The 22,415-nt window shown below is 34.2% G+C and carries 24 protein-coding genes and 1 pseudogene; 3 read left to right on the top strand and 22 right to left on the bottom strand.

The features are described 5' to 3' along the window. Positions 1 to 32: 32 nt before the first annotated feature. Positions 33 to 1,331 (top strand): hypothetical protein, encoded by a 1,299-nt coding sequence (locus tag Q1K37_RS01440; protein ID WP_300408654.1) that lies wholly within the window; start codon positions 33 to 35, stop codon positions 1,329 to 1,331. A gap of 283 nt (positions 1,332 to 1,614) precedes the next feature. Here Q1K37_RS01440 and Q1K37_RS01435 read toward each other — a convergent pair whose 3' ends face one another. The 13 genes and pseudogenes from Q1K37_RS01435 to Q1K37_RS01375 all read right to left on the bottom strand — a co-directional run bounded on the left by Q1K37_RS01435 (position 1,615) and on the right by Q1K37_RS01375 (position 11,851). Then, the gene (locus tag Q1K37_RS01435; RefSeq protein WP_300408652.1) at positions 1,615 to 3,144 is read right to left on the bottom strand and encodes a YifB family Mg chelatase-like AAA ATPase; all 1,530 of its coding nucleotides are present in this window, start codon (positions 3,142 to 3,144) and stop codon (positions 1,615 to 1,617) included. A gap of 10 nt (positions 3,145 to 3,154) precedes the next feature. Then, positions 3,155 to 3,589 carry an MOSC domain-containing protein gene (locus tag Q1K37_RS01430; RefSeq protein ID WP_300408922.1) on the bottom strand — a complete coding sequence of 145 codons (435 nt, stop codon included), beginning with the start codon at positions 3,587 to 3,589 and terminating at the stop codon, positions 3,155 to 3,157. Between the two features lie 18 nt (positions 3,590 to 3,607). Further along, positions 3,608 to 4,060: pseudogene (moaC, locus tag Q1K37_RS01425) on the bottom strand (cyclic pyranopterin monophosphate synthase MoaC); the annotation flags it as partial. Continuing rightward, positions 4,061 to 5,011 (bottom strand): GTP 3',8-cyclase MoaA, encoded by a 951-nt coding sequence (gene moaA / locus Q1K37_RS01420; protein WP_300408650.1) that lies wholly within the window; start codon positions 5,009 to 5,011, stop codon positions 4,061 to 4,063. 29 nt (positions 5,012 to 5,040) lie between these two features. Beyond that, a complete protein-coding gene (locus Q1K37_RS01415) occupies positions 5,041 to 6,009 on the bottom strand; it encodes a hypothetical protein (protein ID WP_300408648.1) in 969 nt (322 codons plus the stop codon). After that, the gene (locus Q1K37_RS01410; RefSeq protein WP_300408646.1) at positions 5,999 to 6,559 is read right to left on the bottom strand and encodes a prepilin-type N-terminal cleavage/methylation domain-containing protein; all 561 of its coding nucleotides are present in this window, start codon (positions 6,557 to 6,559) and stop codon (positions 5,999 to 6,001) included. The genes Q1K37_RS01415 and Q1K37_RS01410 overlap by 11 nt, the downstream gene beginning before the upstream one ends. Continuing rightward, positions 6,537 to 6,878, bottom strand: coding sequence for a prepilin-type N-terminal cleavage/methylation domain-containing protein (locus Q1K37_RS01405; RefSeq protein ID WP_300408644.1), 342 nt, complete (start codon positions 6,876 to 6,878; stop codon positions 6,537 to 6,539). Before Q1K37_RS01405 ends, Q1K37_RS01410 begins: the two co-directional genes overlap by 23 nt. Next, positions 6,862 to 7,326, bottom strand: a complete 465-nt coding sequence (locus tag Q1K37_RS01400; protein ID WP_300408642.1) for a prepilin-type N-terminal cleavage/methylation domain-containing protein — start codon at positions 7,324 to 7,326, stop codon at positions 6,862 to 6,864. Before Q1K37_RS01400 ends, Q1K37_RS01405 begins: the two co-directional genes overlap by 17 nt. Further along, positions 7,286 to 8,473, bottom strand: a complete 1,188-nt coding sequence (locus tag Q1K37_RS01395) for a hypothetical protein (protein WP_300408640.1) — start codon at positions 8,471 to 8,473, stop codon at positions 7,286 to 7,288. Before Q1K37_RS01395 ends, Q1K37_RS01400 begins: the two co-directional genes overlap by 41 nt. Then, positions 8,470 to 9,186, bottom strand: coding sequence for a prepilin peptidase (locus Q1K37_RS01390; RefSeq protein ID WP_300408638.1), 717 nt, complete (start codon positions 9,184 to 9,186; stop codon positions 8,470 to 8,472). The genes Q1K37_RS01395 and Q1K37_RS01390 overlap by 4 nt, the downstream gene beginning before the upstream one ends. Then, complete coding sequence (locus Q1K37_RS01385; protein WP_300408636.1) at positions 9,186 to 9,560, bottom strand: prepilin-type N-terminal cleavage/methylation domain-containing protein; 375 nt, start codon at positions 9,558 to 9,560, stop codon at positions 9,186 to 9,188. The genes Q1K37_RS01390 and Q1K37_RS01385 overlap by 1 nt, the downstream gene beginning before the upstream one ends. A 10-nt stretch (positions 9,561 to 9,570) precedes the next feature. Then, positions 9,571 to 10,653: a type II secretion system F family protein gene (locus Q1K37_RS01380; RefSeq protein WP_300408635.1), complete on the bottom strand. Its 1,083-nt coding sequence runs from the start codon at positions 10,651 to 10,653 to the stop codon at positions 9,571 to 9,573. Between the two features lie 7 nt (positions 10,654 to 10,660). Then, on the bottom strand, positions 10,661 to 11,851 hold the full coding sequence (locus Q1K37_RS01375) for a GspE/PulE family protein (RefSeq protein ID WP_300408633.1): 1,191 nt from the start codon (positions 11,849 to 11,851) through the stop codon (positions 10,661 to 10,663). Between the two features lie 249 nt (positions 11,852 to 12,100). Between Q1K37_RS01375 and Q1K37_RS01370 the strand changes: the two genes are divergently transcribed. Continuing rightward, positions 12,101 to 12,832 carry a TIGR02206 family membrane protein gene (locus tag Q1K37_RS01370; protein WP_300408631.1) on the top strand — a complete coding sequence of 244 codons (732 nt, stop codon included), beginning with the start codon at positions 12,101 to 12,103 and terminating at the stop codon, positions 12,830 to 12,832. A 90-nt stretch (positions 12,833 to 12,922) separates the two neighbouring features. Here Q1K37_RS01370 and Q1K37_RS01365 read toward each other — a convergent pair whose 3' ends face one another. Then, entirely contained in the window at positions 12,923 to 13,318 is a 396-nt protein-coding gene (locus Q1K37_RS01365) for a hypothetical protein (protein WP_300408629.1), read from the bottom strand. 332 nt (positions 13,319 to 13,650) lie between these two features. Further along, positions 13,651 to 14,124: an NAD(P)H-dependent oxidoreductase subunit E gene (locus tag Q1K37_RS01360; protein ID WP_300408627.1), complete on the bottom strand. Its 474-nt coding sequence runs from the start codon at positions 14,122 to 14,124 to the stop codon at positions 13,651 to 13,653. Between the two features lie 190 nt (positions 14,125 to 14,314). Between Q1K37_RS01360 and Q1K37_RS01355 the strand changes: the two genes are divergently transcribed. Continuing rightward, positions 14,315 to 15,169, top strand: a complete 855-nt coding sequence (locus Q1K37_RS01355) for a CPBP family intramembrane metalloprotease (RefSeq protein ID WP_300408625.1) — start codon at positions 14,315 to 14,317, stop codon at positions 15,167 to 15,169. 104 nt (positions 15,170 to 15,273) lie between these two features. On the opposite strand, the gene Q1K37_RS01350 is transcribed toward Q1K37_RS01355, so the two are convergent. The 7 genes from Q1K37_RS01350 to Q1K37_RS01320 form a co-directional block, all read right to left on the bottom strand. Beyond that, positions 15,274 to 15,747, bottom strand: coding sequence for a GNAT family N-acetyltransferase (locus Q1K37_RS01350; protein WP_300408623.1), 474 nt, complete (start codon positions 15,745 to 15,747; stop codon positions 15,274 to 15,276). Positions 15,748 to 15,812: 65 nt separating this feature from the next. Further along, on the bottom strand, positions 15,813 to 16,814 hold the full coding sequence (locus tag Q1K37_RS01345; protein ID WP_300408621.1) for a radical SAM protein: 1,002 nt from the start codon (positions 16,812 to 16,814) through the stop codon (positions 15,813 to 15,815). A gap of 55 nt (positions 16,815 to 16,869) precedes the next feature. Further along, positions 16,870 to 17,859, bottom strand: a complete 990-nt coding sequence (locus tag Q1K37_RS01340) for an oligopeptide/dipeptide ABC transporter ATP-binding protein (RefSeq protein WP_300408619.1) — start codon at positions 17,857 to 17,859, stop codon at positions 16,870 to 16,872. Further along, entirely contained in the window at positions 17,828 to 18,805 is a 978-nt protein-coding gene (locus tag Q1K37_RS01335; protein WP_300408617.1) for an ABC transporter ATP-binding protein, read from the bottom strand. The genes Q1K37_RS01340 and Q1K37_RS01335 overlap by 32 nt, the downstream gene beginning before the upstream one ends. Then, complete coding sequence (locus tag Q1K37_RS01330) at positions 18,802 to 19,638, bottom strand: ABC transporter permease (RefSeq protein WP_300408615.1); 837 nt, start codon at positions 19,636 to 19,638, stop codon at positions 18,802 to 18,804. The genes Q1K37_RS01335 and Q1K37_RS01330 overlap by 4 nt, the downstream gene beginning before the upstream one ends. Position 19,639: 1 nt before the next feature. Beyond that, the gene (locus Q1K37_RS01325; protein ID WP_300408613.1) at positions 19,640 to 20,560 is read right to left on the bottom strand and encodes an ABC transporter permease; all 921 of its coding nucleotides are present in this window, start codon (positions 20,558 to 20,560) and stop codon (positions 19,640 to 19,642) included. 111 nt (positions 20,561 to 20,671) lie between these two features. Continuing rightward, positions 20,672 to 22,297: an ABC transporter substrate-binding protein gene (locus tag Q1K37_RS01320; RefSeq protein WP_300408611.1), complete on the bottom strand. Its 1,626-nt coding sequence runs from the start codon at positions 22,295 to 22,297 to the stop codon at positions 20,672 to 20,674. Positions 22,298 to 22,415 lie beyond the last annotated feature (118 nt).

The raw sequence follows: 22,415 nt of genomic DNA, 5'->3' as shown, positions 1-22,415 counted from the left end.
CTATTACATTAAAATTTGATTAGGTGGTTATTATGAAAACAAAGATTATGATAATATCAAGCGAATATTTAAAGAAGTATTTGGAAAATTTTTTCAAGGAATTTAATAGCTCCTTAGAATTCAACATCCAAGTCTACGAAAATTTCAGTCATATCTCTCAAATTTACAACGAAAACGCAAAATACTATGACGGATTTTTAGTTACTGGAAAAATAGCAAAGCAAGCAATTTTAAAAAATCAAATAAAAGTACTTAAACCTATTGAGACTTTCCAGCTGAGTCTTTCCGATGTCTACAGAACAATCATAGATTTATTAATGGAAAATAGAAATATAGATTTAAAGAGAGTCTTCTTCGACTTTCTAATTCCTATAAGCGAAGATATTTCTGTGGAAAGTTTCCTTAAAAAAGATAAATATCAAAAATTAAACGAAAAGATGAATAATTGGTTTGAAAACTTGGATTTGGATCACACCATTATAATCGAAGAAAACCTTAAGAGGGAAATTCTTCATCTATGGAAGCTTAAAACCGTGGATATGATTATCTGTCAATTTAGTAGCATCATTCCAACTTTAAAAGAGTACGGAATACCATTTGTCTATCCCTTACCTTCTAAAGAACATTTGATGGATACTTTGGACAACCTCATATATGAAATAAAATTAGATAAAATGAAGAACAACTACCCTGCTGTAATTAGAATTGAAACAAAGTCTGCTCTAGAAAATAAGAAGGTTGAAAATATTGTAAAAAAATATTTGGCTAATTTGGTAATTGATTTTAATTATGATAACGAAAAAGAATTTGTTGACTTTATTGTCACCCATAAAAACTTGGAAAAGATTACGGATCATTTTAAATCCTCAATCATATCCTCTGTACTTGAAAGAGAATTAGGCCATAGCATCCCTATAGCTTATGGTATAGGCACAGATTTTTCAAACGCTGTAATAAACTCGGAAATAGCAAGAAAGGAAGCAATTCATAGAAAAGAGAGTTTTATTGTAGATGAGAATAAAAATCTCATTGGACCTTTAGACTCCAAATATCGAATTGTCGTGGAAAATGCCATGGATGAAAATATAATAAAAATTGCAGACGAATCTAAACTTTCCACCAATACCATTCAGAAACTTATAGCACTTACGGAAGCTAACAATAGCAAGACACTGACATCCTCACTTATTGCTGTCCATTTTGATACAGGAAAGAGGAATGCCAATAGAATACTACAGAATTTAGTACAAAGCGGTTATGCAACCATAACATCAGAAAAGAGCAACAATACTAAAGGTCGTCCAATTAAATTATATAAAATTCATTTTTAACAGGAAAACCTAAATTACTATCGCTCTAGTTATTGAAAAAGTCAAACTTTGCCTTTTTATATAAGAGATTTTACTTTTAAATTAAAAAAAACCCTTATAAAGGCCTGATTTTAGGCTTTTATAAGGGGGTTTATTTAAGATTATAGAGTACCCTTTAGATTTCTCTTTTTCAAGCTTTTTTGAAATTTTCTTTAGCTTTTTTTACTTTGTCTTCATTACCTAGGCAAAATATTAATATCTTTTCTCATAAAAATCGGACGATACACGCACCTCCCGACTTTTTCTATCCCCAATACTTTGTATCCACCGTTCTAAACCTTATAGCTTCTAGAAGATGTTTTTCTAAAATCTCCTGGCTATTGTCCAAATCCGCAATTGTTCTACATAGTTTTAGTATCTTATTGATGCTTCTTGCAGAGAATTTATACTTTTCATAGGCGGATTCTAATAAATTGTCTAGATTTTCATCTAATTTTACATATTTTTTTATCAGTCTATTGTTCATCTGCCCGTTGGTCTTTATCTTTTCTTTGTCAAATCTCTCTTTTTGCATTTTCCTTGCGGCAACCACTCTTTTTCTTATTTCACTGGAGCTTTCTTCCTTTGTATTATCTCTTAAGTCCTTTAACTTTACAGGTTTTACATCTACATGTATGTCGATTCTATCAAGAATTGGCCTTGAGATCTTACCTAAGTATCTTTGAATTTGAAATGCGGAACAGTTACACTCATGGTCTTCCGATCCGTAATATCCGCAGGGACAGGGATTTGCCCCTGCCACGAAGAGAAAGTTTGCAGGGTAGGTAAGTGTTGCATTAGCCCTGGATATAGTAATTGTCTTTTCCTCCAGAGGTTGGCGTAGAACTTCTATTGTAGACTTTGGAAATTCTGGCAACTCATCTAAAAATAACGCTCCGTTATGGGCTAGGGAAATCTCCCCTGGCTTTGGTATTCTACCTCCTCCTATAATGGAAACGGAGGAACTGGTATGATGAGGCGCTCTAAAGGGCCTTTTGGTTATGAGTTTGTTTTCCTTCAACTCTCCACTTACAGAATAGATCTTGGTACATTCCATGGATTCATCGAAATCAAGGGGTGGTAAAATCGTAGGAAGCCTCATGGCCGCCATGGTCTTTCCTGCCCCTGGAGGTCCAATCATCAGCAGATTATGCTCTCCAGCTGCAGCGATTTCCATAGCCCTTTTTAAATTGCTCTGTCCCTTTATTTCAGAAAAATCTATTTCATAGTTATCCTCACGATGATAGTCTTTGAATACATCGTCATTGAAAGGTTCAATCTTTACTTTCTCATTTAAATAGTCCACCAATTGACTGAGGTTTTCAACAGGGATTATATCGATACCCTTTACTAAGGAACACTCTTCTTTGTTGTCTTCGGGAACGACCACCCTTTTAAAACCCATCTCCTTTAGGGAGATGACCATTGGCAGGGCGCCGTCAACCGCCATCAGCCTTCCATCTAGGGAAAGTTCTCCAATAAATGCTATGTCTTCCCCTGGTTCTTTTATGACTGTACCATGGGCCGTCAAGATTGCAACCCCTATAGAAATATCCAGTTGTGAACCCTCTTTTTTTAAATTTGCTGGGGCTAAATTTATGGTAATTCTGCCTAACGGGAATTTAAATCCAGAGTTTGTAATAGCTGATCTAACCCTCTCCTTGGCCTCCTTTATGGAAACATCTGCCAATCCAACTATATTAAAGGCCTGTAGGCCCCTTGCAATGTCCGCTTCAACTTCCACCTTATAACCCTGTAAACCTTCTAGAAAACAGGTGTATATCTTAGAATACATTTCTTCTCCTTTACTCTAAAACCTTGATTTCATCGCCCTTCTTTATAGGTCCGCCCTTAAGCACCTTGGCAAAAATCCCTTCTGTTGGCATTATACAGCTTCCAACCTTCTCTTTAATAGCACAACCTTTGTGACATTTTTTTCCTATTTGAGTCACTTCCAAAAGAGTATCTCCAATGGAAAACTTAGTTCCCACAGGAAGTTCGTGTAAAACCAACCCCCTTGTAGTGATATTTTCCGCAAAGTCTCCGTCCTTTAACTCTGGAAAACCCATCTTTCTCATTTTCTCAATGCTCTCTTCTGCAAGAAGACTTATCTGTCTATGCCAATTGCCACCATGGGCGTCATTTTCAAGTCCAAAGTCTTCAATTAGATTTCCCACTTCAACCGGAGTCTTTATGACCCCTTTTTTTAAGGAGATGTTCACATCTACCACTTCTCCTATTTTATTTTCCCTTATAAAGTGGCCGGACTTTCCACCTTTCTTTTCCATAAGTTTCACTTCCTCAATTACCATAGCTCTGTCTATGGCCTTACACATATCGTAAACTGTCAAAGCAGCGTTGCTACAACCTACTAGGGCCTCCATCTCTACCCCTGTTTTCCCCTTGGTCTTAACTGTACAGTAAATATCTATAGAGTCTTTTTTTGTCTCAAACTCGATATCCACTCCAGAAAGTAGTATATTGTGGCACATAGGTATAGTGGAGGAGGTGTTTTTTGCTCCCATTATACCCGCAACTTGAGCAACTGCTAAAACATCCCCCTTTTTAATGCCGCCAGATTTTATTCTATCTAAAGTTTCACTTTTCATCCTTATAGTTGCCTTGGCTGTAGCTATTCGTAGACTATCCTCTTTTTCAGATATATCCACCATCTTAGCTCTACCTTGGCTATTTATATGAGTTAAATCCATTTAGCCTCCAATTTCATTCATATCCGTTTTATTATACTCACCCTTTATCAGGGAATGATGCTCCGGTTTTTCTGCAATCGCCTTTAAAATTACCTCTTTAATATCCCTATTTTGTCTTAAGGGGGTTTTGATGTCGATGGTCTTGTTTGAATGAAGACATAGCACTATTTTACCCTTGACAGTCAATCTAAGCCTATTACAATTTTTGCAAAAATTACAGGATATTGGATTGATAAATCCAACCTTTCCCCTATAGCCCTCAATCCTATAGTACTTTGCAGGACCAGATGCCTTTTTGGTCTCAACAGGCACAAGATTGCCACAGAGTTTAATCAGTTCCTCATTGGATACGAAGTTGTCCCTATATTGAATGGCCTCGCCTATTGGCATAAGCTCTATAAATCTAACTATGATATCCTCGTTTTTAGTCAGGTCCACAAAATTTCTAAACTCGTCTAAATTAAAGGACCGAAGTACCACAGTATTTATTTTAATAGGTTTTATACCGACCTTTTTACAGATTTCTATACTTTCTAAAACCCTTTGCAAGTCTCCGCCCCTGGTAATCTCTCTATACCTGGTGGGGTTTAAACTATCCAAGGAGATGTTCACCCTGTCAAGACCAGCACCTTTTAATTCCTTTGCCATATCCCCAAGTAGTATTCCGTTTGTGGTCATGGCAATATCCTTGATGCCGATTTCTTTTATTCCCCTTATCAAGTCGACGACACCTCTTTTTACAAGAGGTTCCCCTCCGGTAATCCTAACCTTTTGAATTCCCAGTTCTTTAAAGGCTTTAACTATTTTTAAATATTCATCTATCGTCAAAACTTCCTTTGAATCCACCTTACAGAAACCATTTTCCGGCATACAATACTTACACCTTAAATTGCATCTATCTGTAATGGAGATTCTAAGATAGTTAATCTCTCTTCCAAATCTATCTTTCATCTTCTCACCTAAAATAATTATAGCATAGGTTACTTTATAAAAAATCCTAGGATTTTAGGACTATCATCTAATCCAGTATAATCCTTTAGTCTTTTTACACTTTCCAAGTTGAGCTTACAGTCTCCTTGAAATTTTGAAACTTCTACTACTTTGCCATTTACCTTAACATCCTTAAAGTTAGAATGATTTATAAGTACACCGTCAATATATAGAGGCCCTTTCTTTTCACCCTCCTCTTTCATAAGGCAGATACCCTTTAGTTTTGGAGTTTCAGAAGACAAAACCGTAAAATTGTCTAAGCTATAAAAACAGTCCCCATCAACTTTGTTAAAGGCCTCTAGATGATCCCCTATATCAAATTCTTCCACCGGTTTTTCTAATTGCTCATCCGGTTTTTCATTAGATGGTTCATCTGATGGTTCTTCAACTTTATCAGGCTCTTCCATAGCCCTATTATATTCTTCTATCAAAATATCATATCTATCCTCCTGTAGATAAAATAAATTATCGCCCTTTTGATAAAAGACCAAATTGCCCTCAATTTTGTCCAAAGTGTTATTATTCAAAGCCTCCATGTCCTTATCTTCTGCACTGACCTTAGAATTTTCATTGAATAAAGTAGAGCTATTTTCCTTGAAATTAACCGTTGAAGAAGTCACCGTTCCCCTATAGTCAGTCCTATAATAAAGATAAAAACCCCTAGTCCCCTTATCCAACTTTACAGAAACCTTCTTATCATAGCAGTCCAGCCCCAAATCCTCTATGGTAATTGACTTTTTCAAGTTTTTAGTAGGATTTTTCATCACTTCTATAAATCTATCGTCATTTTTAATTCTATAGTATACAGACCTTGCAATAAGCACGTTTTGATAATAGGATTCCTTGTTTATGGCTTTTTTCGACTCAAATCTAAGTCCAAGAATGAGTACGGTAATGATTCCCACAAGGAGCATAAATACAATCAAGGTGTACACAGAAACATATCCCTTAGTCTTCATCTTCCACCTCGACATAAATCCCGGAAACATATTCTTCCTTTGTACTTTCTTCTTCATATGTAAAATTTAGATTTATATATCGTTCTTTTCTATTAAAATATGTCTTTGATACATCCAGAATTCCATCACTAATATTATTGGTCCCCATAAGATTTAATCGTCCATTTTCTTCTATGGGTTTATGGGACCTTAAGAGCGCCCTCCTAAGTTTATTTTCCGAGAGGTAATAGTAGACGTAGTCATGATTTGTCAAATCTTCATAGGGCCATATCTCTAGGACAAACCCCAAATTATTATCCTTTAAGTCATAGGGAAACTCCTCTGGAGAATATATCTTTAAACTTCTTCCAATCTCCCTCTCTATGTAAGTAGATGCATAGGCGACGGAGCCCTCTTTTTTCCTATAGATAAAGTCATTTTTTAGTACTTTTAGGGAATAGCCAAGTAGTACTCCTATTACAGAAATTACAATTAAAGAAATTCCCAGTGCTAAAATAAGCTCCAATAAAGTAAATCCCTTTGTCTTTTTATTGTGGAAGAATCGTTTCATAGACCTGCTCCCTACCGGTATTTATTTCGATTATACTTACTTTCAATATCTTCATTCCTTGGTTTTCCCGAATATTATAGTCCACTTTATAATCCTTGGAATTTTCTATATTATAAGGTTCTCCCATTTGCCTAATTTGAGCGATCATCTTTTCTGTAACCGTCTTTGAATAGTTGGTCAAATCCAAATAATCCCTTTGATCTTTTCTCAAATTGAAGATATTTCCAAGGGAGGGAAGGGTAAAAGCGACTATTATACTTAGGATAAAAAGTGCCACTAGACATTCCATTAGGGTAAATCCATTAAATTTCTTCTTCACTTAAATTCACCTTCCCCGTTGCCACTTCCACCGTTACTATATACTTTTTTCTTGCGCCTTTGAAGGTATATGTTCCAGCTTCACTGGGAGCACCCGTTGAAGTAAAGCTAAAGGATGCTGTTTCGGGCAAATCTAGATTATTCAACTTAACTTCCTGAACATCATCTATGGAAAAGTATATTCTAATACAATTTTCTCTAGAATCAATAGAAACCCTAGTTCTCTTTCCAGTCCCAATGGCGCTATTTCTACCTTCGTTTAAACTAACTATTACCGTTCTAATCTCCAAACTCTCTTGATAGCTCTTTATGAAATCAAATTTAATTATTCCAATCGATAGAACTATTCCTAAGATAAATAGGGTCAACAAGAGTTCTATTAATGTAAATCCCTTTGACTTTTCCATTTTAATTAAAGTAGATATCCAGGTAAATGCCTGATTCTTCATTTAAAAACCCATATCTAGAATCTTCATTGGTTAAAATCTTGTACTTATTATCTCCAATTCCTTTAACCTTACCTGAATAAATCTGGCTCCCCTTTACTATTATGAAATTGATATTGCCAGATGAGTCCAAGGCAACTATATTGTCTGTATTATTGCTATAAAACTTGTATAGCACATCTGAAGATACAATCTTTTTCTTATAGGAATCTTCAGACTTGGGATTTGTGTCAATATACATAAACTTCAACTGTTCTCGGTCAAAGATATCCGTATAAGATGAGAAAATCCCCTTTCTTAAACCAATAAAGGAAAAGAACTGTTCAGAAGGCTCAATCGGTATCTTTTCAACATTAAAATCCTCATCCACAATGTAGAAGAAACTATCTTCCCCTTCTTTACCTTGAGCAATAAGATAATTTCCATTACTAAAGATACTGTCCTGTATTTCATCCACAAAATCAAAGGAAAAACTCTCCTCCCTATTGGTATCAAGTAGGCCTTTAACCATATAGACTCCCTCTGAAAGACTCAAATAGTATAATTCTCCAAAGACCTTGAGAAATTTCGGAGAAAACTTCTGCTCTTCCAAATCCATCACCAAAGAAAGACCATCTTCCTCGTCAAGTTTACCAATATAATAGTTTTTGTTCTCAAGTCCTCTACCAAAATAGGAGTTCTCGGTAGATACAATATTTTCCGAAGTTTCTATATTTTCCGAAGTTTCCGTAGGGTCAGTTCCTTGGTTATCATTTGTCTCGACGTCAAAATTAGAATTTTCCTTAATATCATAACTGATGTAGATATCTCCCGAATATACAACCAAATCATGTATCTTAGTATTTGGCTCCAGGTCATATCGCCTAACTTCCTCTTCACTTTGGAAGTTGTAAACCATCAAATAGTCCAAGGGCACTTGAGACTCTTCATCTACAACATCGTGAATTAAAATATAAAGCATATTTTTATATGCCTTTAAAATCTCATGTTCCTCCTCTATGTGGGGAAGTTTATATTCAATCATACTATATTCAACATTTAAATCCTGAATTTTATATTCCTCTTTTTTTACATCTCTAACTTTTTGTCTATTACAAGCAGAAAGAGCTAGAATCAAAAGAAAAATAATGATTATAGTTTTTTTCTTCATATCAGTATGGCTTTTAGAATTTCCAATAGGATAAAAGCTGAGGAAATTATGGGTACAAAAGCCAGTTTCACCTTCCTGTCTCTCTTCTTAAAGTATAACACGAAGCCCACAAAACCACCTATTAACGACATTAAAAAAAGAAAAATAGTGGTTTCAAAAAAGTTTAGAGAAATATTTAAAGAAATTATCAGTACAATATCTCCAAACCCAACATAGCCCCTTATACTTAATAGGTACCCAAGGAGTAAAAATACTAGGACAAATACAGCCTTGTACAGCAGTTCCTCAAAAAACCAAAACTGATATCTCGAAAGGATTACCGACAGGATAAGGACAATAAAAATATGAATATAGTAGATGTCCTTTGTCAAAAAATCTATGATGGACATAGAAATTAAAAAACTTATTAAAAAAGCTACTACAATTCCAACTACCAAGTCTTTTTCTAGGATATAGATGAATAAAAACAACAACCCTGTAGCAAACTCTGAAACCGGATATAGGATGGGTAGTTTCTTATTGCAACAGCTGGTCTTTCCCCTTTGTATAAAATAAGAAAGGAGTGGAATCATATTGTAAAAGGAAAGTCTTTTATTACAATAGTCACATTTTGAAAAAGGCCCTACTATAGACTCTTCCTTGATAGTTCTTTGGACCAGTACATTAAAGAAAGAGCCTAAAATAGTGCCTAGAACAAAAATAAACAATCCCATTACTTTTCGTTCTCTTCAATCATTGCAGGTGTAACTGTAACATCACCCTTGTCTGAGATGGTTACTTTGTAGGGTGTTCCGCTTTGGGCCTTCAACTCTTCAATTCCCTTTGGAACTTTAGGGTAGTTTTTAACATAGTCCTTGTAGCTTAAATCTTCTGGCCAAGTTACACTTAATCCACCGTTGGCAACGTAGTTAAGTGCTGCAGATTCCAAAACTTTAACATTGGAATTGTGGGCAGTTACAACGCTTTTTCTCTTGGAATTGTTGTACCTTGGCAAAGCTATGGCTGCAAGAACCGCTAGAATCGCTATTACTATAATCAGTTCGATTAAAGTAAATCCCTTTGATTTTTTACTATATAGCCTCTTCATTTTTCCTCCTTTAAATACTATAGTTGTTTATTAAATCAAACATAGGGGTGGCAATGGATATTACGATAAATCCTATTATTATTGCCATCACTATGATGATTACAGGTTCAAAAATCTTTATAATATTGTCTATGGCATAGTCGCTTTCTTCCTTATAGTGACGGGATATCTCCTTTAGAATCTCCGAGAGTTCCCCCGTCTTTTCCCCTACTTCTATCATTGATGAAAAGAGGTTTGGCAAAGTCTTTATACCCTTAAAGGTTTCAGAAATGCTATCACCATTTTCAATCGCAATTAACCCTTCTCCTATCTCATCTTCTAAGTATCTATTACCGATTCCCTGAGAAATTATTTCAAGGGAGTCTAGAAAATTAACCCCTGCCTTTGTCGAGATTGAAAGGGCCATGGCAATTCTACTGGTTAGGATTTTACCATAGTTTTTGCCAATTATCGGAAGTTTTAAAATCACTTTATCTATCCACTTCTTTAACCCCGTCTTCTTATAGGCTATGACAAAAATAATTATCAAAGACATAAGAGAAATAAAGAATATGTTTCCATAGTCGTTAAAAAAGTTAACTATAGCTATAAGTATTCTTGTAGACAAGGGTAGAACCTGATCATTTTCACGAAATAGTTCAAGAAAAGTCGGCATTACATAGGTAAATATAAAAAACAGAACAAAGATTGCCGTTACCATCAAAATGACTGGATACACCATGGCTCCTTGCACCTTTTTATCCACTTGGTAAATCCTCTTATAGTATTGGGACAAGTCCTTTGTAATCTCCTGTATTCTTCCAGTCTCCTCACCGGTTTTAATCATAGTGATAAGAAATTCTTCAAAATTACCATGGGTCAAAAAACTTTCCGAAAGGCTTTGTCCCCTTATTAAATCCTCATAAACCGAATTTAATATTTCATTTAGACTTCCTATCTCCTTTTGGTCCTTTAAAATATAGATTGCCTCTTCCGAATTTATTCCAGCCCTGAGAAGGGAGGAAAATTCATTTAGAAATATGGATATATGCTTATTGTTTTGTTTTAGATAGATGGGTTTATTAAGTATTTTCGAAACTTTTGTAATGTCCATATTTACCTCAAATTATAGAAAGGTTTGCCAACTCTTCAAAGGATGTGTTACCTGAAACAAAGTCCAATGCTCCCTTATATTCCAAACTCTCTATGGACTTCTTACGGCCTAAAGTCTTTAAATCATCTAAATTGACATCTTCCTTAATTAGTTTTCTAAAGTCCTTGTCAATTATTAAAATCTCAAGTAAGGCCTTCCTTCCAAGGTATCCCTCATGGCAATGGGAGCAGCCACAAGGTCCATAAACCACCTCTGGGAAATCTTCAATCCCGAGATTTTTCAAATAGTCGATTTGCTTTTGGGAAATAGGCATCTCAACCTTACAATGGGGACATAGATTTCTAATAAGCCTTTGGGATACGACACCTCTAAGGCTTGCCCTAATCAAATAGTCTTCCACCCCCATATCTAACAATCTGATAATTGCAGAATAGGAGTCGTTGGTGTGCAGTGTTGAAAACACCTTATGTCCAGTAATAGAAGCCCTGACGGAAATTTGTGCAGTTTCCCTATCCCTAGTTTCACCGACCAAAATGATCTCTGGATCCTGTCTAAGAATGGATCTAAGGGCTGAAGAAAAGGTGATTCCAGCCTTTTCATTTATTTGAATTTGATTAATTCCAGAAATTTTAAACTCCACCGGATCCTCAATGGTTATTATATTGACCCTTTTATCATTTAACTGCTGCAGAAGGGAATATAAAGTTGTAGTCTTGCCACAACCAGTAGGCCCAGTTAGGTAGATGAGTCCATTTTCAACTTTAGAAAGCTTTAGTAAAAGTTTTAAATCCCTTGACAAAATACCTAGATTTTCAAGTTTAATCTTTGCTAGGTCCTTTTCCAAAATCCTCAAAACAAGTTTTTCCCCATAAATTGTGGAAATTGTAGAAACCCTAATATCCACATTAAAGTCATCCTTTTTGAAATTAAAGGAACCGTCTTGAGGAAGCCTTTTCTCAGCAATATTAAGTCCAGACATAACCTTAATTCTACTTATATATCGTTGATATATAAAAGGTTCCAAAGTCTCCTCTTCATAAAGTCTTCCATCTATCCTAAATCTAACCCTCACAGAATTTTCGAAGGGTTCTATATGTATATCAGAACAACCTCTTTCCACCGCCTTTGAAATTAGACGGTTTACTTCAAGGATAATATTCGTTTTTTCCTCATTATTAACCTTTAAATTCTTAAACATACTATCAACTCTTTTATGTAAAATTCTTCCTATTTAAGACTCTAAGTATAAATTAGCATATCGAATAATTTTTTACAATGCAGTAACATAAATTTTTGTAAAAATTCAATAACATTTCTGTTAATTTTAGATAAACCCTTTTATCTTTACTCTCTGTTTTAAGAAATATAACATAATTTTAACAAAACTATTCAATCTATCTAACCTAGCTATGATTAAATATTGATGAATACAGCATTGGAGGTAAAAATGACAGAATTTATTAAGCCTTTTGGTTTAGACCACTTCATCTATATGACAATATTTCTATTATTCGCCATCATTTTATTTAAAAAGAAGGACGCTATAGCTAAAAATCAGTCCACCATCACAAAAGTGATCCTTGTAACAAGCATAATTCAACAGATTGTCCTATATGGTTCCTATTTATTCCTAGAGGATTTTAACCCAGCAGTGTCATTGCCACTACACATAAGTAGGATAAATACCATCATGGGAATTTTATACCTAATTACAAGGGATAGGGATATCTATAAAATAATTTCCTTTACAGGATTTTTTGCTTTACTTAGTTTTTTGTATCCTAGCCAAGTTCATAAAATATCCCATCCAATCGGTATAAGCTTTTTAGTCAATCATATAATAACCCTGTTGATGCCATTTTATATTAGGATTTGTTTTGAAGAGGAATTACCATGGGAAGGTAAAAACTTTGCCTTTGGCTTCTTTCTAACCTACCTTATGGCAGTTTACACCTTAAACCCATTAATAGACGGAAATTATTTTTATTTGGTAAATAGACCTATTACACTATTAAACGAAATCCCTGACTTAGGATATCTAATTCTATGTTCCATCTTTGCATATGTGATGTTCTCCCTTGTGGAACTTCTTTACAGGCACTTGGAAAATAAACCACTATTTGAAAAATTTAATATAAAAAAATTGACCAATTCAATTTCTCCAGAAATAGAAATGTAGTCAACTTTAGTTTTACAAGAAATTTTAAAAAGAACCTATAACTAAAGCCGGTTTCCTGCCGGCTTTTTGTATTGAAACCACCAAACCATCCTAACTTTCTTCCACAGGTTCCGTAAGTACCGTTACCACGACTCCATTTTTTACAACAATTTTAAACTCTCCTTCATTTATAGGAAAATGTCCACTTCCCAAAGTTTCCACAGACTCTTCCATTTCAGGAGGAAGAATTTTTTCTGACACCTCTTCCAAATCAACACCTAAAACCCTTTCGAAGTACCTTACAATTGCATGGTCTGAAACTGCAGCATTTTCATTCAGCCTATAAATCTTTTCTATCCTTTGATTCAAAGAGTTTATATTTAGCCTTTTTACACTTATATCATGCCTAATATTTCTTTCTTGTAATTTCAAAGCCTGAAGCTCTGCCTCTTCCTGAGCTTTCATTTCCTTTAGCTTCTTTAATTCTGCCCTGTCCCTTTTTCCCATTTTTATTTTATTCTCCTAATTTTTCAAAAGCTCATTATGTACCTTCTCTAATATCAAATATCTACCTTTCACTTACCATAGATATGTACAGCATTCCTTTTACAAACTTACATCTACTTTTCAAAAACCTAATTTCTTTCTTATCTATTAAATTGTTCTATATATTAATAGTACAGTTAATTATCCTTTATTTCAACAATAACACCAAAAATTGTAGTTACATTAAAGTAAAATTACCACACAACCCGATATTTAAGGTTCCCCTTAATTTTTAACCAATAAAATAACCTGTAATAACAAATTTGCTCTTACAGGTTTAATAATCTTTCATCTTATTTTAAAAGCTTTTCTATTAGCTCTTTTGTCTTTTCCTCGTCCATACCATGATAATATTTTCCATTTACCATGATATTTGGACCCATGCCACATTTTTTAAAACAATTTTTACCCCTAAGCCTAATTCTTCCATCCCTAGTCGTCTCATTAAATCCAATTCCAAGACCTTCTTTTAAAGTTTTTATAACCTTGGAAGAATTATTTTTTTCACAACGTGGTCCAGTGCAGCAAATTACTTCATATTCAATATCCGATTCTCTTATGGAAGGCATAAATTTTATTATAGTTGCAATGATTTTTTTATCCAAACCAAAAGCTTCAGCGATTTGATTTTGCACAGACTTTGAAACATATCCAAATCTACTTTGGCTTTCCCTGATTGCAACCTTTGCTCCCTCTTGGCTCTTTTCTCCAAAATCTTCCACCAAATCCGACAAATAACTATTAAATTCCAGTTCCAAATTTTCCATATTATACACCTCACTTAGTAGATAAAATCAAAAATTATCTTCTCATTTAAATAATATCATAAGGCTATGCCAATCTTGTTCTTTAAAAAAAATAGCTTTAAAACTTTCCCTTTAGTTCCAAACTTTGTAAATAATACATTACATGTTACAATATAGCAATGTTCGATTAAAAATACGAAAGGTGGTTATTATGAACACTAAAACTTTATCCAGCTGGAAAATAGTTCTTGGAATTATATTGGCAATCCTTAGTCTTATTATAGGTCAAACAATAGCCATACTCTTTGCTGAAATCTGTCTAAAGATGGGAATAGCTGATTGGATATCAAATTTACTTATGAGTTTTATTTATGTAGGTGTTGTAATGCTAGAGCTTTATTTCCTAAGTAAAATCCTATTTAAGTCAGACTTAAAGGACTTTAAAATTTTACCCATAAAGCCTTCACTAAGATATATGTTTTTTTCATTAGCATTAGTAGGATTTGTTACAGTGCTACTGATTTTTTCTAAAGGACAATTTATTTCTAATGAAGTTGGAAATAAGGCTACTGTTATAATAACTTCAGTATTTTACTATGGACTTGCAACAGGAATCGTTGAAGAAAGTATTTTTAGAGGAATGATCTTTGGTCTTCTTGGAAAAAAGTATGGAAAATTGCCTGCCATAATCTTTCCTTCCCTTGTCTTTGGATTATTACATATCCTTGGAAATAAACTAGGGTTTGTAGATATTGTCCAGCTCATCCTTGCAGGAACTTCTGTCGGAGTCTTATTTTCACTGATAAGAATAGAAAATAATAGCATTTGGGGAAGTGCCATAGTACATGGAATTTGGAATATAATCTTTGTTGGCGGAATTATAAACTTTGATATCAATAAAGATCCCCAGTCCATTTACAACTTCGTCTTGTCTTCAAAAAGTCAATTGATTACAGGAGGCAACTTCGGTGTGGAAGCTTCACTTCCAGCAATACTTGCCTATATTCTATTTTCATCCCTGGTGTTTTATTGGATTAAAAACAAGAATATAAAAAGAATTAAATAAGATCTTTTACAATAGTCCTAAAAAAGGCGATTTTAAGGAAGTCTTAAAGAGTATGATTTTATTCATACCAATAAAACTTCCTCCCCTTTTTGACCAATAAACTTTTATCTTTTTCCCAAATACTTCACATAGATCTGGCAAGGATTCCACTCATCCCACATATCGGGAAAACATTCAAGTTCACTATATCCCATTGCCCTATAAAATTCATTTGTAATGTCATACTCCCTATAATGCCCCGACTGTACCGTCTTAACTTGAGAGTAGATATATCCCATTTCTCTAGCAAGATTTTCATAGGCCCTATTTAGTGCTTTGCCAACACCTTTTTTGTGAAATTCTTTAAGTACCCCCATAACAAATATCTCTGAACATTCCTGCCCCGTCTCTTTTAATACTATGAATCCTGCAAGCCTTTCCTCAAAATAACAGGCAATAAAGGGCAAATTTTTAGATTCCTCAATATAGGTCCTAGTACTATCCGGTAATCCAAACCATTCTGGTAGATCATATAAAATTTCAGTCGCTATTTCTTCCTTTATCTTTTTATCTTGAATTTCTATAATTTTTGTCTTCATAAAAATAGTTTATCACAATAAAACACCTACATATCCTATGCAGGTGTCAAATTCATTATAGATTATTAATCTCTCCATCCCTTTGAAGGCCCCTTCAATATATTCCAACCAAAGGACATGAAAGTCTTTTGAAGTTCCTTCACTCCATAACTTACTTTAGCGCTGCTCTTTTCCGTTTTAACCGCAACATCTCGAGGATTTGTTCCAACTTCTGCCCAGGCATAGTTTGCTCCAGAGTCACAGGTATATCCCATATTTCCCAAAAGGGTAATGCTGTCACTTGCAGCAACTCTGTCGATAGCAGTAAGCTTTTGCCACTCCCCTATGGTTCTAAACCTTTCCTTGGAAAATTTACTATTTGGAACAGGAATTCTCCAGCCACATCCCGTTGACTTTAAATCTCGTTCAAGCAATTTGTCCATGCATTCTGCTATATATTCATCGGCATGTTCATAACCTATTGGTTCCACACAGGAAGATAATTTTAGTCCTGCCTTTAGTGCATTTTCCATAGTCTGAATTCTTGTTTTAGGATCAATCTCAGTAATCTCTCCCTCTCCCATATGTACCACATGGTAAACCCCATCAAATCCAACTTCCTTTAACTTTAGAGCCTGTTCATATGAAAAGTCATCCAAATTTGCCATTAACGGCATTTCAGAACTTATTACCTTCCTAACTTCCCTTCCAACCTCTATAAACTTATCAAAGTCATAGGAAGCAGTGATCATAAGGCAAATCAAGTTTGCGCCTGCCTTTTCATAGCCCTTAGCATATTGTAAAATCTCTTCTAAAGGCATTTCAAGCTTTTCACTTCTAAGTTTATTCACCGCAGCAAAAGAACAAAACTCACAGTTCTTATAACAAGCAGAAGCGTCTATCCCTATTTGGGCATGTACCTCTGCAGTATTATTCGACAATTCTCTTGCCAACTTATTTGCAGCCCAACGAATGTTATAGACCTCTTGAGAGTTGGTGTCAAACTTAAAGAGATAGGCTATTTCCTCTACTGTTGGTTTAGTCCCAGATAGAGACTTTTGGATTATTTCAGAAACTTTCTTGTCCATTATTTCCCTCCTAAGTGTTTTATTATATTTTGTTATATATTTATAATAACACATTTTAGTCTTGGGTTGGTGGGTTTAAATCAAAATTATTATAATTATGACAATACCAGATATGTCCATTTTCCTCTGTCTTTTCAGGAAATTCTCTTGCGCAAATTTTCGTTGCAAATTTACACCTTGTATAAAAAGGGCATCCATTATCAAGATATTCTATTTCTTCTTCAACTCCTTCATAGGTTTCTTCTTTAAAGTTTATTTTAGGTATCGAATCTAAAAGATATTTTGTATATGGGTGTTTACAACTAGTAAATATGCTATCTTTATTTCCTATCTCGCAAACTTTTCCCTTTAACATTACACAAATCCTATTTGCCAAGTAATTAACCACCGACAAATCGTGGGATATAAATATCATAGTTATATTTAATTCCCTTTGAAGCTTTTTCAAGAGATTTAAGATACTTGCTTGAACAGATACATCCAATGCTGAAACTGGTTCATCACAAATAATAATCTGAGGACTAATAGCTAAAGCTCTTCCTATTCCAACCCTTTGTCTTTGCCCTCCTGACAACTCTTTGGATTTTCTATGAATTAGTTTTATATCCATTTCTATTAAAGACATAACCTCTTTTACCCTTATACTCTTCTGTTTGTTTGTCATATTCTCTCTAAGATATAACAGAGGTTCTTTAATAGTTTTTTCGACATTCATCGTAGGATCCAGAGAAAGATATGGATCTTGAAAAATCATTTGTATATTCCTACGAATATCTCTAAGATTTTTCCCGGATTTATAATCAACTTCTTTTCCCTCAAATATAATTTTTCCATAATCTATCTTCTCAAGTCCTATAATGGATCTCCCCAATGTAGTTTTCCCACATCCTGACTCACCTACCAACCCCAAAATTTCACCACTATATACATCCAATGAAAAATCATCTAAAACTTTAATATCCTTGTTGCTATCATATGTCAAATCTATGTTTTCTATTTTCAATAAGGGATTATTATTCAAATTTAAGGCATCGGACTTTTCCATCTTTCACCTCCACTAGTTTAGGTTTTATAGATTCACAAGAACAAAATTTTTCCTCACAACGATCCTTATATTTACAGAGCACAGGATATTCTTCAGGAATTGGCACAGATCCTCTTATCGGTCTTAAATATTCTTTACCTATTTCTGGAATAGAACTTAGTAAATCTTTTGTATATGGATGTTTGGGATTGGTAAATATTTCTTTTGTTGAATTTTCTTCCACTATCTCCCCACAATACATAATATTGATTCTCTCACCAATTTGAGATAAAACTGCCAAGTCATGTGAGACAAATATTATTGAAGTTTTCTTTTCTCGATTCAAATCCTTAAGAAGTTTTAAAATTTTTGCTTGTACGGTAACATCTAATGAAGTTGTGGGCTCATCAGCAATTATAAGCTTTGGATTGTTGATAATGGCCATTGCTATCACGACCCTTTGACAAAGCCCTCCAGACAACTGGTGAGGATATTGATTGTATCTTTTTTGAGGGTTGTTTATCCCTACCGATTTCATAACCTGCAGCACTTTATTCTTTATATCTTGATCATTAAATTTAGAATGTATTTTAAGTCCTTCTCCAATTTGTCTTCCAATCTTTTTTAAAGGATGTAATGCACTTACAGGTTCTTGAAATATCATATTAACATCTTTGCCCCTAATTTCCTTTAGATCTTTTTCAGTTTTTATCTCTTTCCCGTTGTATATTATGCTTCCTGAAAGAATCTCAATACCATCTGGTAAGATTCCAAGAAGTCCCTTACACACCATACTTTTGCCACATCCTGATTCTCCTGCCATGGCAACAACTTGTCCTCTTCTTACTTCAATAGAAAAATTTTCAACTAAAATTAAATCTTTTTTTCTTCCTTTAATTCCGATGGTCAAATTCTTTACATCTAAAAGTATTCCATTGTCATTGATATCTAAATCTTTTTCCATCATTTAATTTCCTTTCTATCAATTCCAAAATAAACACTTAATTCGTCACCTAAAAAGTTAAAGCTTAATGACAATAATAATATAAAAACTCCAGGAGCTATAGAAATCCAAGGCGCATCAAATAAGAAACTTCTTCCCTTGGACACCATGAGTCCTAAACTAGTTAAAGGAGCTTGTGCACCAAAACCCAAAAAGCTAATTCCTGCTTCCGCTAAAATTGCAGACGGAATACCCATTGTATAAAGAACCAGTACAGTATGTTTTACATTGGGAAGAATATGAGTAAAAATCATTCCAAATTTCGAAATTCCAGAGGCTTTAGCCGCATCTATATATGGCAAATTTACAATCTGTTTTGTTTGGGATCTAATAATCCTTGCAGAAGGAGTCCACCCAAAGATTACAAGAGCTAACATCATTGAGCCTAGCCCTGAACCCATATTGTACACAATCGCCATTGCCAAAATCATAAATGGATAGGACAGTCCTATATCTACAATCCTCATCAAAATGGAATCAAGATACTTATTTGAAGAGCCAGCCAACATTCCTACAAAGGATCCAATGACGATATTAATAGTCGTAGGTACAAACCCTATAAACAATGACATCCTAAGTCCATAAACTATTCTAGAAAAAATATCACGACTTAATTCATCAGTTCCTAGTAAATATTTTTTTGATGGAGGTGCCAACGGTGCTGAAAAACTGGTTTCATCTACTTCATAAGGAGCTACTAGAGGAGCAAAAACCGCCATTATAATAAGTATAGTGATTATTGTCACAGAAATTATCATTATAGGACGTCTTTTTGTAAATTTTAAAAATCTTTTCATTCTATTCCACCCTTATCCTTGGATCTATAATTGAATATAGAATATCAGAAAGGAAGTTGCCCAGTATAATAATTGAAGTTGCAAGCAAAATAGTCCCTTGGAGTAATGGCAAGTCCCTGTTGGTGAGCGCAGAAATTGATAATGTTCCAAGACCAGGAATCCCAAAGATTGTCTCTGTAATCATTGCCCCTCCAAGTAGGGATGTAAATTGTAGAATCATAATGGTTACGATAGGTAACATGCTAGATTTCAAAGCGTGTCTTATTATAATTTGAAATTTCGAAAGTCCCTTTATCCTAGCAGTATCCACATACCCTTCTTTCATTGTATATTTGATATTTTCCTTTAAAACCCTTGTAATTTCTCCCGAAAAACTCCATCCTAATACAATAGCTGGTAAAATTAATTCCTTTATGCTCCCAAATCCTGAAATAGGTACAAGCTTCAACTTATAAGCAAAAATATATTGCAAAAGTATGGCTATCCAAAAAGTTGGCATAGAGATTCCTAAAATGGAGTTAAACATTAACAGTCTATCTACAAAAGTACCCTGATACATTGCCGCAAGTACTCCAAATAATATTCCAAACCCCCATGATATCATCATGGCTGCAAGGGAGAGTTTAAGCGTATTGGGGAATGCTTTCTTAATAATTTCTGCCACAGATTGGTTCATTATGATAGACTTACCTAAATCCCCTTCCAAAAGTTTTGATATGTAGCTAAAAAATCTCTCTGCAACAGGTTTATCCAATTCCAGTTCTTTTAGTACTCTTTCATATACTTTGGCATTGGTCTTTTCTCCAATTAATGCAGTTGCTGCATTGCCAGGTATTATATTCATAAGCAAAAAAGTTATAAATACTACCCCAAAAAATATTACTATAGATTGGATAAATCGTTTTAATAAAAATTTATTCATATTTTCCTCTTTCTTAAATATTACAAATCCTTTCAAGCATATAGCTTACAAAAACCCCTCAATCCTAGTATGTGGATTTTGGGGCATTTGTATTAGCTTAATTAAATTGAACTATTCTTCAATTTCAACACCATAAGTAGCTCCAGCTACCCATCCTTGCCAAGAAAGATTAAGATTTTTCACTCTTGAACTGGTGATGTATCTTCGAACCTTAGAAGCGATAGGAAAATAAAGAGCCTTTTCATGAACTATCTCCTTATCAAGCTCATTTAATGCTTTAATTCTTTCATCAGTATCTGTTATATCCCTTGCTTCATTGATCTTTTTGGATAATTCTTCATCAGTTACATTGTACCCATTAGCACCACTGTCTTCCACTGTAAATGAAGCGTAGAAATCATCAGGATCAGCTACGTCTGCAGTAACAGGTCCTATAGTCATAGAAAAACCTTCACCACTAAATACCGTATCCCAATAACTAGTCATATCCATATTTTTGATTTCTGCTTCAATTCCTACTTCCTTAAGCATCTTTTGAAGCATTTCATTCATAGGATGAGTATACTCAGAATCACCATTTTGAAGTATGATAAAAGGTGAGCTCTTATCTATATTTGCCTTTTCAATTAATTCTTTCGCCTCATTGGGATTGTATTCAATCTCAGGAAGATTTTTTTGATAACCTGGCATTCCCGGAGGAACTACACCATTTATCAAAATCCCTTCTCCATCATAGAAAGTCTTGTTAAATGTCTCCCTATCAATTGCTTTACTTATGGCCTGTCTCACTTCAAGTTTTGCCATATTTGGATCCTTTTGATTAAATACCATATAGTCCATGCTAGGTCCAGAATATTCTGTTATATACTCTTTATATTTATCATCGCTATTGTACTTTTCATAACTTGCCTTATCAAGAGATAAATAGTCAATTTCACCATTTTCAAACATCATTCTTTCGGTAGCTTTGTCAATATTCATTAGGTATTTAACTCCATCTACCTTGGCAGGTTCTTTAAAATAGTCGTCATTTCTAATAAGGTTGATCTCTTTATCTTGAGTCCAATCCTTAAATTTCATATATCCAGTACCTACTGTATATTCAGGATCAAACCCAAACTTATCCTTACCTTCTTCAACAGCTTTTCTGTTAAAAATGGATGCAGGAGCTCCAGAAAGTCCAGCTAAAAATGGACCCGATGGTTTTTCTAAAGTTAGTTCGACAGTGTAGTCATCTACCACCTTAACCCCTTCAACCTTTTCAGCTTTGCCTTCAAGTTTTTCCTTTGATCCTTTAATCGCTTCAAATACAGAACTATTTACAGTTGCTTCTTTAGGATCCATCATCTTTTCAATAGTAAAAAGAACGTCATCAGCCTTTAATTCTTCACCATTATGGAACTTAACGCCCTTATTTAGATGAAAAGTATAAACCAATCCATCCTCTGAAACTTCCCAACTTTTAGCAAGACTAGGCACAATCTCTGGTTCACCACTTTCTCCAACTTCAGTCTCAACCAATCTGTTGTATATTTGAATTGGAATAAAATAATCTGCGTTAGTCTTTTGGATGTCCAAAGTCTTAGGATTTTGAAAAAGAGTTAAAGTAAATATCTTTTCTTCACCACTAGACTTTCCCTCTGTTACTTCAGAACCATTTGTTTTACCGCCTTTTGCTTTGCAACCAGTGATTAAAAATGCCATTATCAATATGATTGCCAATATCTTCTTCTTCATCATTACCCCCTATTTGTTTTTTTACAAAATCAAAACAATATTGCAATTTATATGCTTTAATGCTCCTTTGATTTGTGTGTTCATACACTATAATAATATAAGATTTAAATTAAATAAA

It is taken from the genome of Lagierella sp. (assembly GCF_029983815.1).
In the GTDB taxonomy this organism is placed as follows: domain Bacteria; phylum Bacillota; class Clostridia; order Tissierellales; family Peptoniphilaceae; genus Mediannikoviicoccus.
The sequence above is the reverse complement of the archived record's forward strand: the minus strand, read 5'-3'. Positions and strand labels throughout refer to the sequence as shown.

Coding starts and splice junctions, on each gene's coding strand:
- Q1K37_RS01440 (WP_300408654.1), top strand. CDS start 33: ATGAAAACAAAGATTATGATAATATCAAGCGAATATTTAAAGAAGTAT.
- Q1K37_RS01435 (WP_300408652.1), bottom strand. CDS start 3,144: ATGTATTCTAAGATATACACCTGTTTTCTAGAAGGTTTACAGGGTTAT.
- moaA (WP_300408650.1), bottom strand. CDS start 5,011: ATGAAAGATAGATTTGGAAGAGAGATTAACTATCTTAGAATCTCCATT.
- Q1K37_RS01415 (WP_300408648.1), bottom strand. CDS start 6,009: ATGAAGACTAAGGGATATGTTTCTGTGTACACCTTGATTGTATTTATG.
- Q1K37_RS01410 (WP_300408646.1), bottom strand. CDS start 6,559: ATGAAACGATTCTTCCACAATAAAAAGACAAAGGGATTTACTTTATTG.
- Q1K37_RS01400 (WP_300408642.1), bottom strand. CDS start 7,326: ATGAAGAATCAGGCATTTACCTGGATATCTACTTTAATTAAAATGGAA.
- Q1K37_RS01395 (WP_300408640.1), bottom strand. CDS start 8,473: ATGAAGAAAAAAACTATAATCATTATTTTTCTTTTGATTCTAGCTCTT.
- Q1K37_RS01390 (WP_300408638.1), bottom strand. CDS start 9,186: ATGGGATTGTTTATTTTTGTTCTAGGCACTATTTTAGGCTCTTTCTTT.
- Q1K37_RS01385 (WP_300408636.1), bottom strand. CDS start 9,560: ATGAAGAGGCTATATAGTAAAAAATCAAAGGGATTTACTTTAATCGAA.
- Q1K37_RS01380 (WP_300408635.1), bottom strand. CDS start 10,653: ATGGACATTACAAAAGTTTCGAAAATACTTAATAAACCCATCTATCTA.
- Q1K37_RS01375 (WP_300408633.1), bottom strand. CDS start 11,851: ATGTTTAAGAATTTAAAGGTTAATAATGAGGAAAAAACGAATATTATC.
- Q1K37_RS01370 (WP_300408631.1), top strand. CDS start 12,101: ATGACAGAATTTATTAAGCCTTTTGGTTTAGACCACTTCATCTATATG.
- Q1K37_RS01365 (WP_300408629.1), bottom strand. CDS start 13,318: ATGGGAAAAAGGGACAGGGCAGAATTAAAGAAGCTAAAGGAAATGAAA.
- Q1K37_RS01360 (WP_300408627.1), bottom strand. CDS start 14,124: ATGGAAAATTTGGAACTGGAATTTAATAGTTATTTGTCGGATTTGGTG.
- Q1K37_RS01355 (WP_300408625.1), top strand. CDS start 14,315: ATGAACACTAAAACTTTATCCAGCTGGAAAATAGTTCTTGGAATTATA.
- Q1K37_RS01350 (WP_300408623.1), bottom strand. CDS start 15,747: ATGAAGACAAAAATTATAGAAATTCAAGATAAAAAGATAAAGGAAGAA.
- Q1K37_RS01345 (WP_300408621.1), bottom strand. CDS start 16,814: ATGGACAAGAAAGTTTCTGAAATAATCCAAAAGTCTCTATCTGGGACT.
- Q1K37_RS01340 (WP_300408619.1), bottom strand. CDS start 17,859: ATGGAAAAGTCCGATGCCTTAAATTTGAATAATAATCCCTTATTGAAA.
- Q1K37_RS01335 (WP_300408617.1), bottom strand. CDS start 18,805: ATGATGGAAAAAGATTTAGATATCAATGACAATGGAATACTTTTAGAT.
- Q1K37_RS01330 (WP_300408615.1), bottom strand. CDS start 19,638: ATGAAAAGATTTTTAAAATTTACAAAAAGACGTCCTATAATGATAATT.
- Q1K37_RS01325 (WP_300408613.1), bottom strand. CDS start 20,560: ATGAATAAATTTTTATTAAAACGATTTATCCAATCTATAGTAATATTT.
- Q1K37_RS01320 (WP_300408611.1), bottom strand. CDS start 22,297: ATGAAGAAGAAGATATTGGCAATCATATTGATAATGGCATTTTTAATC.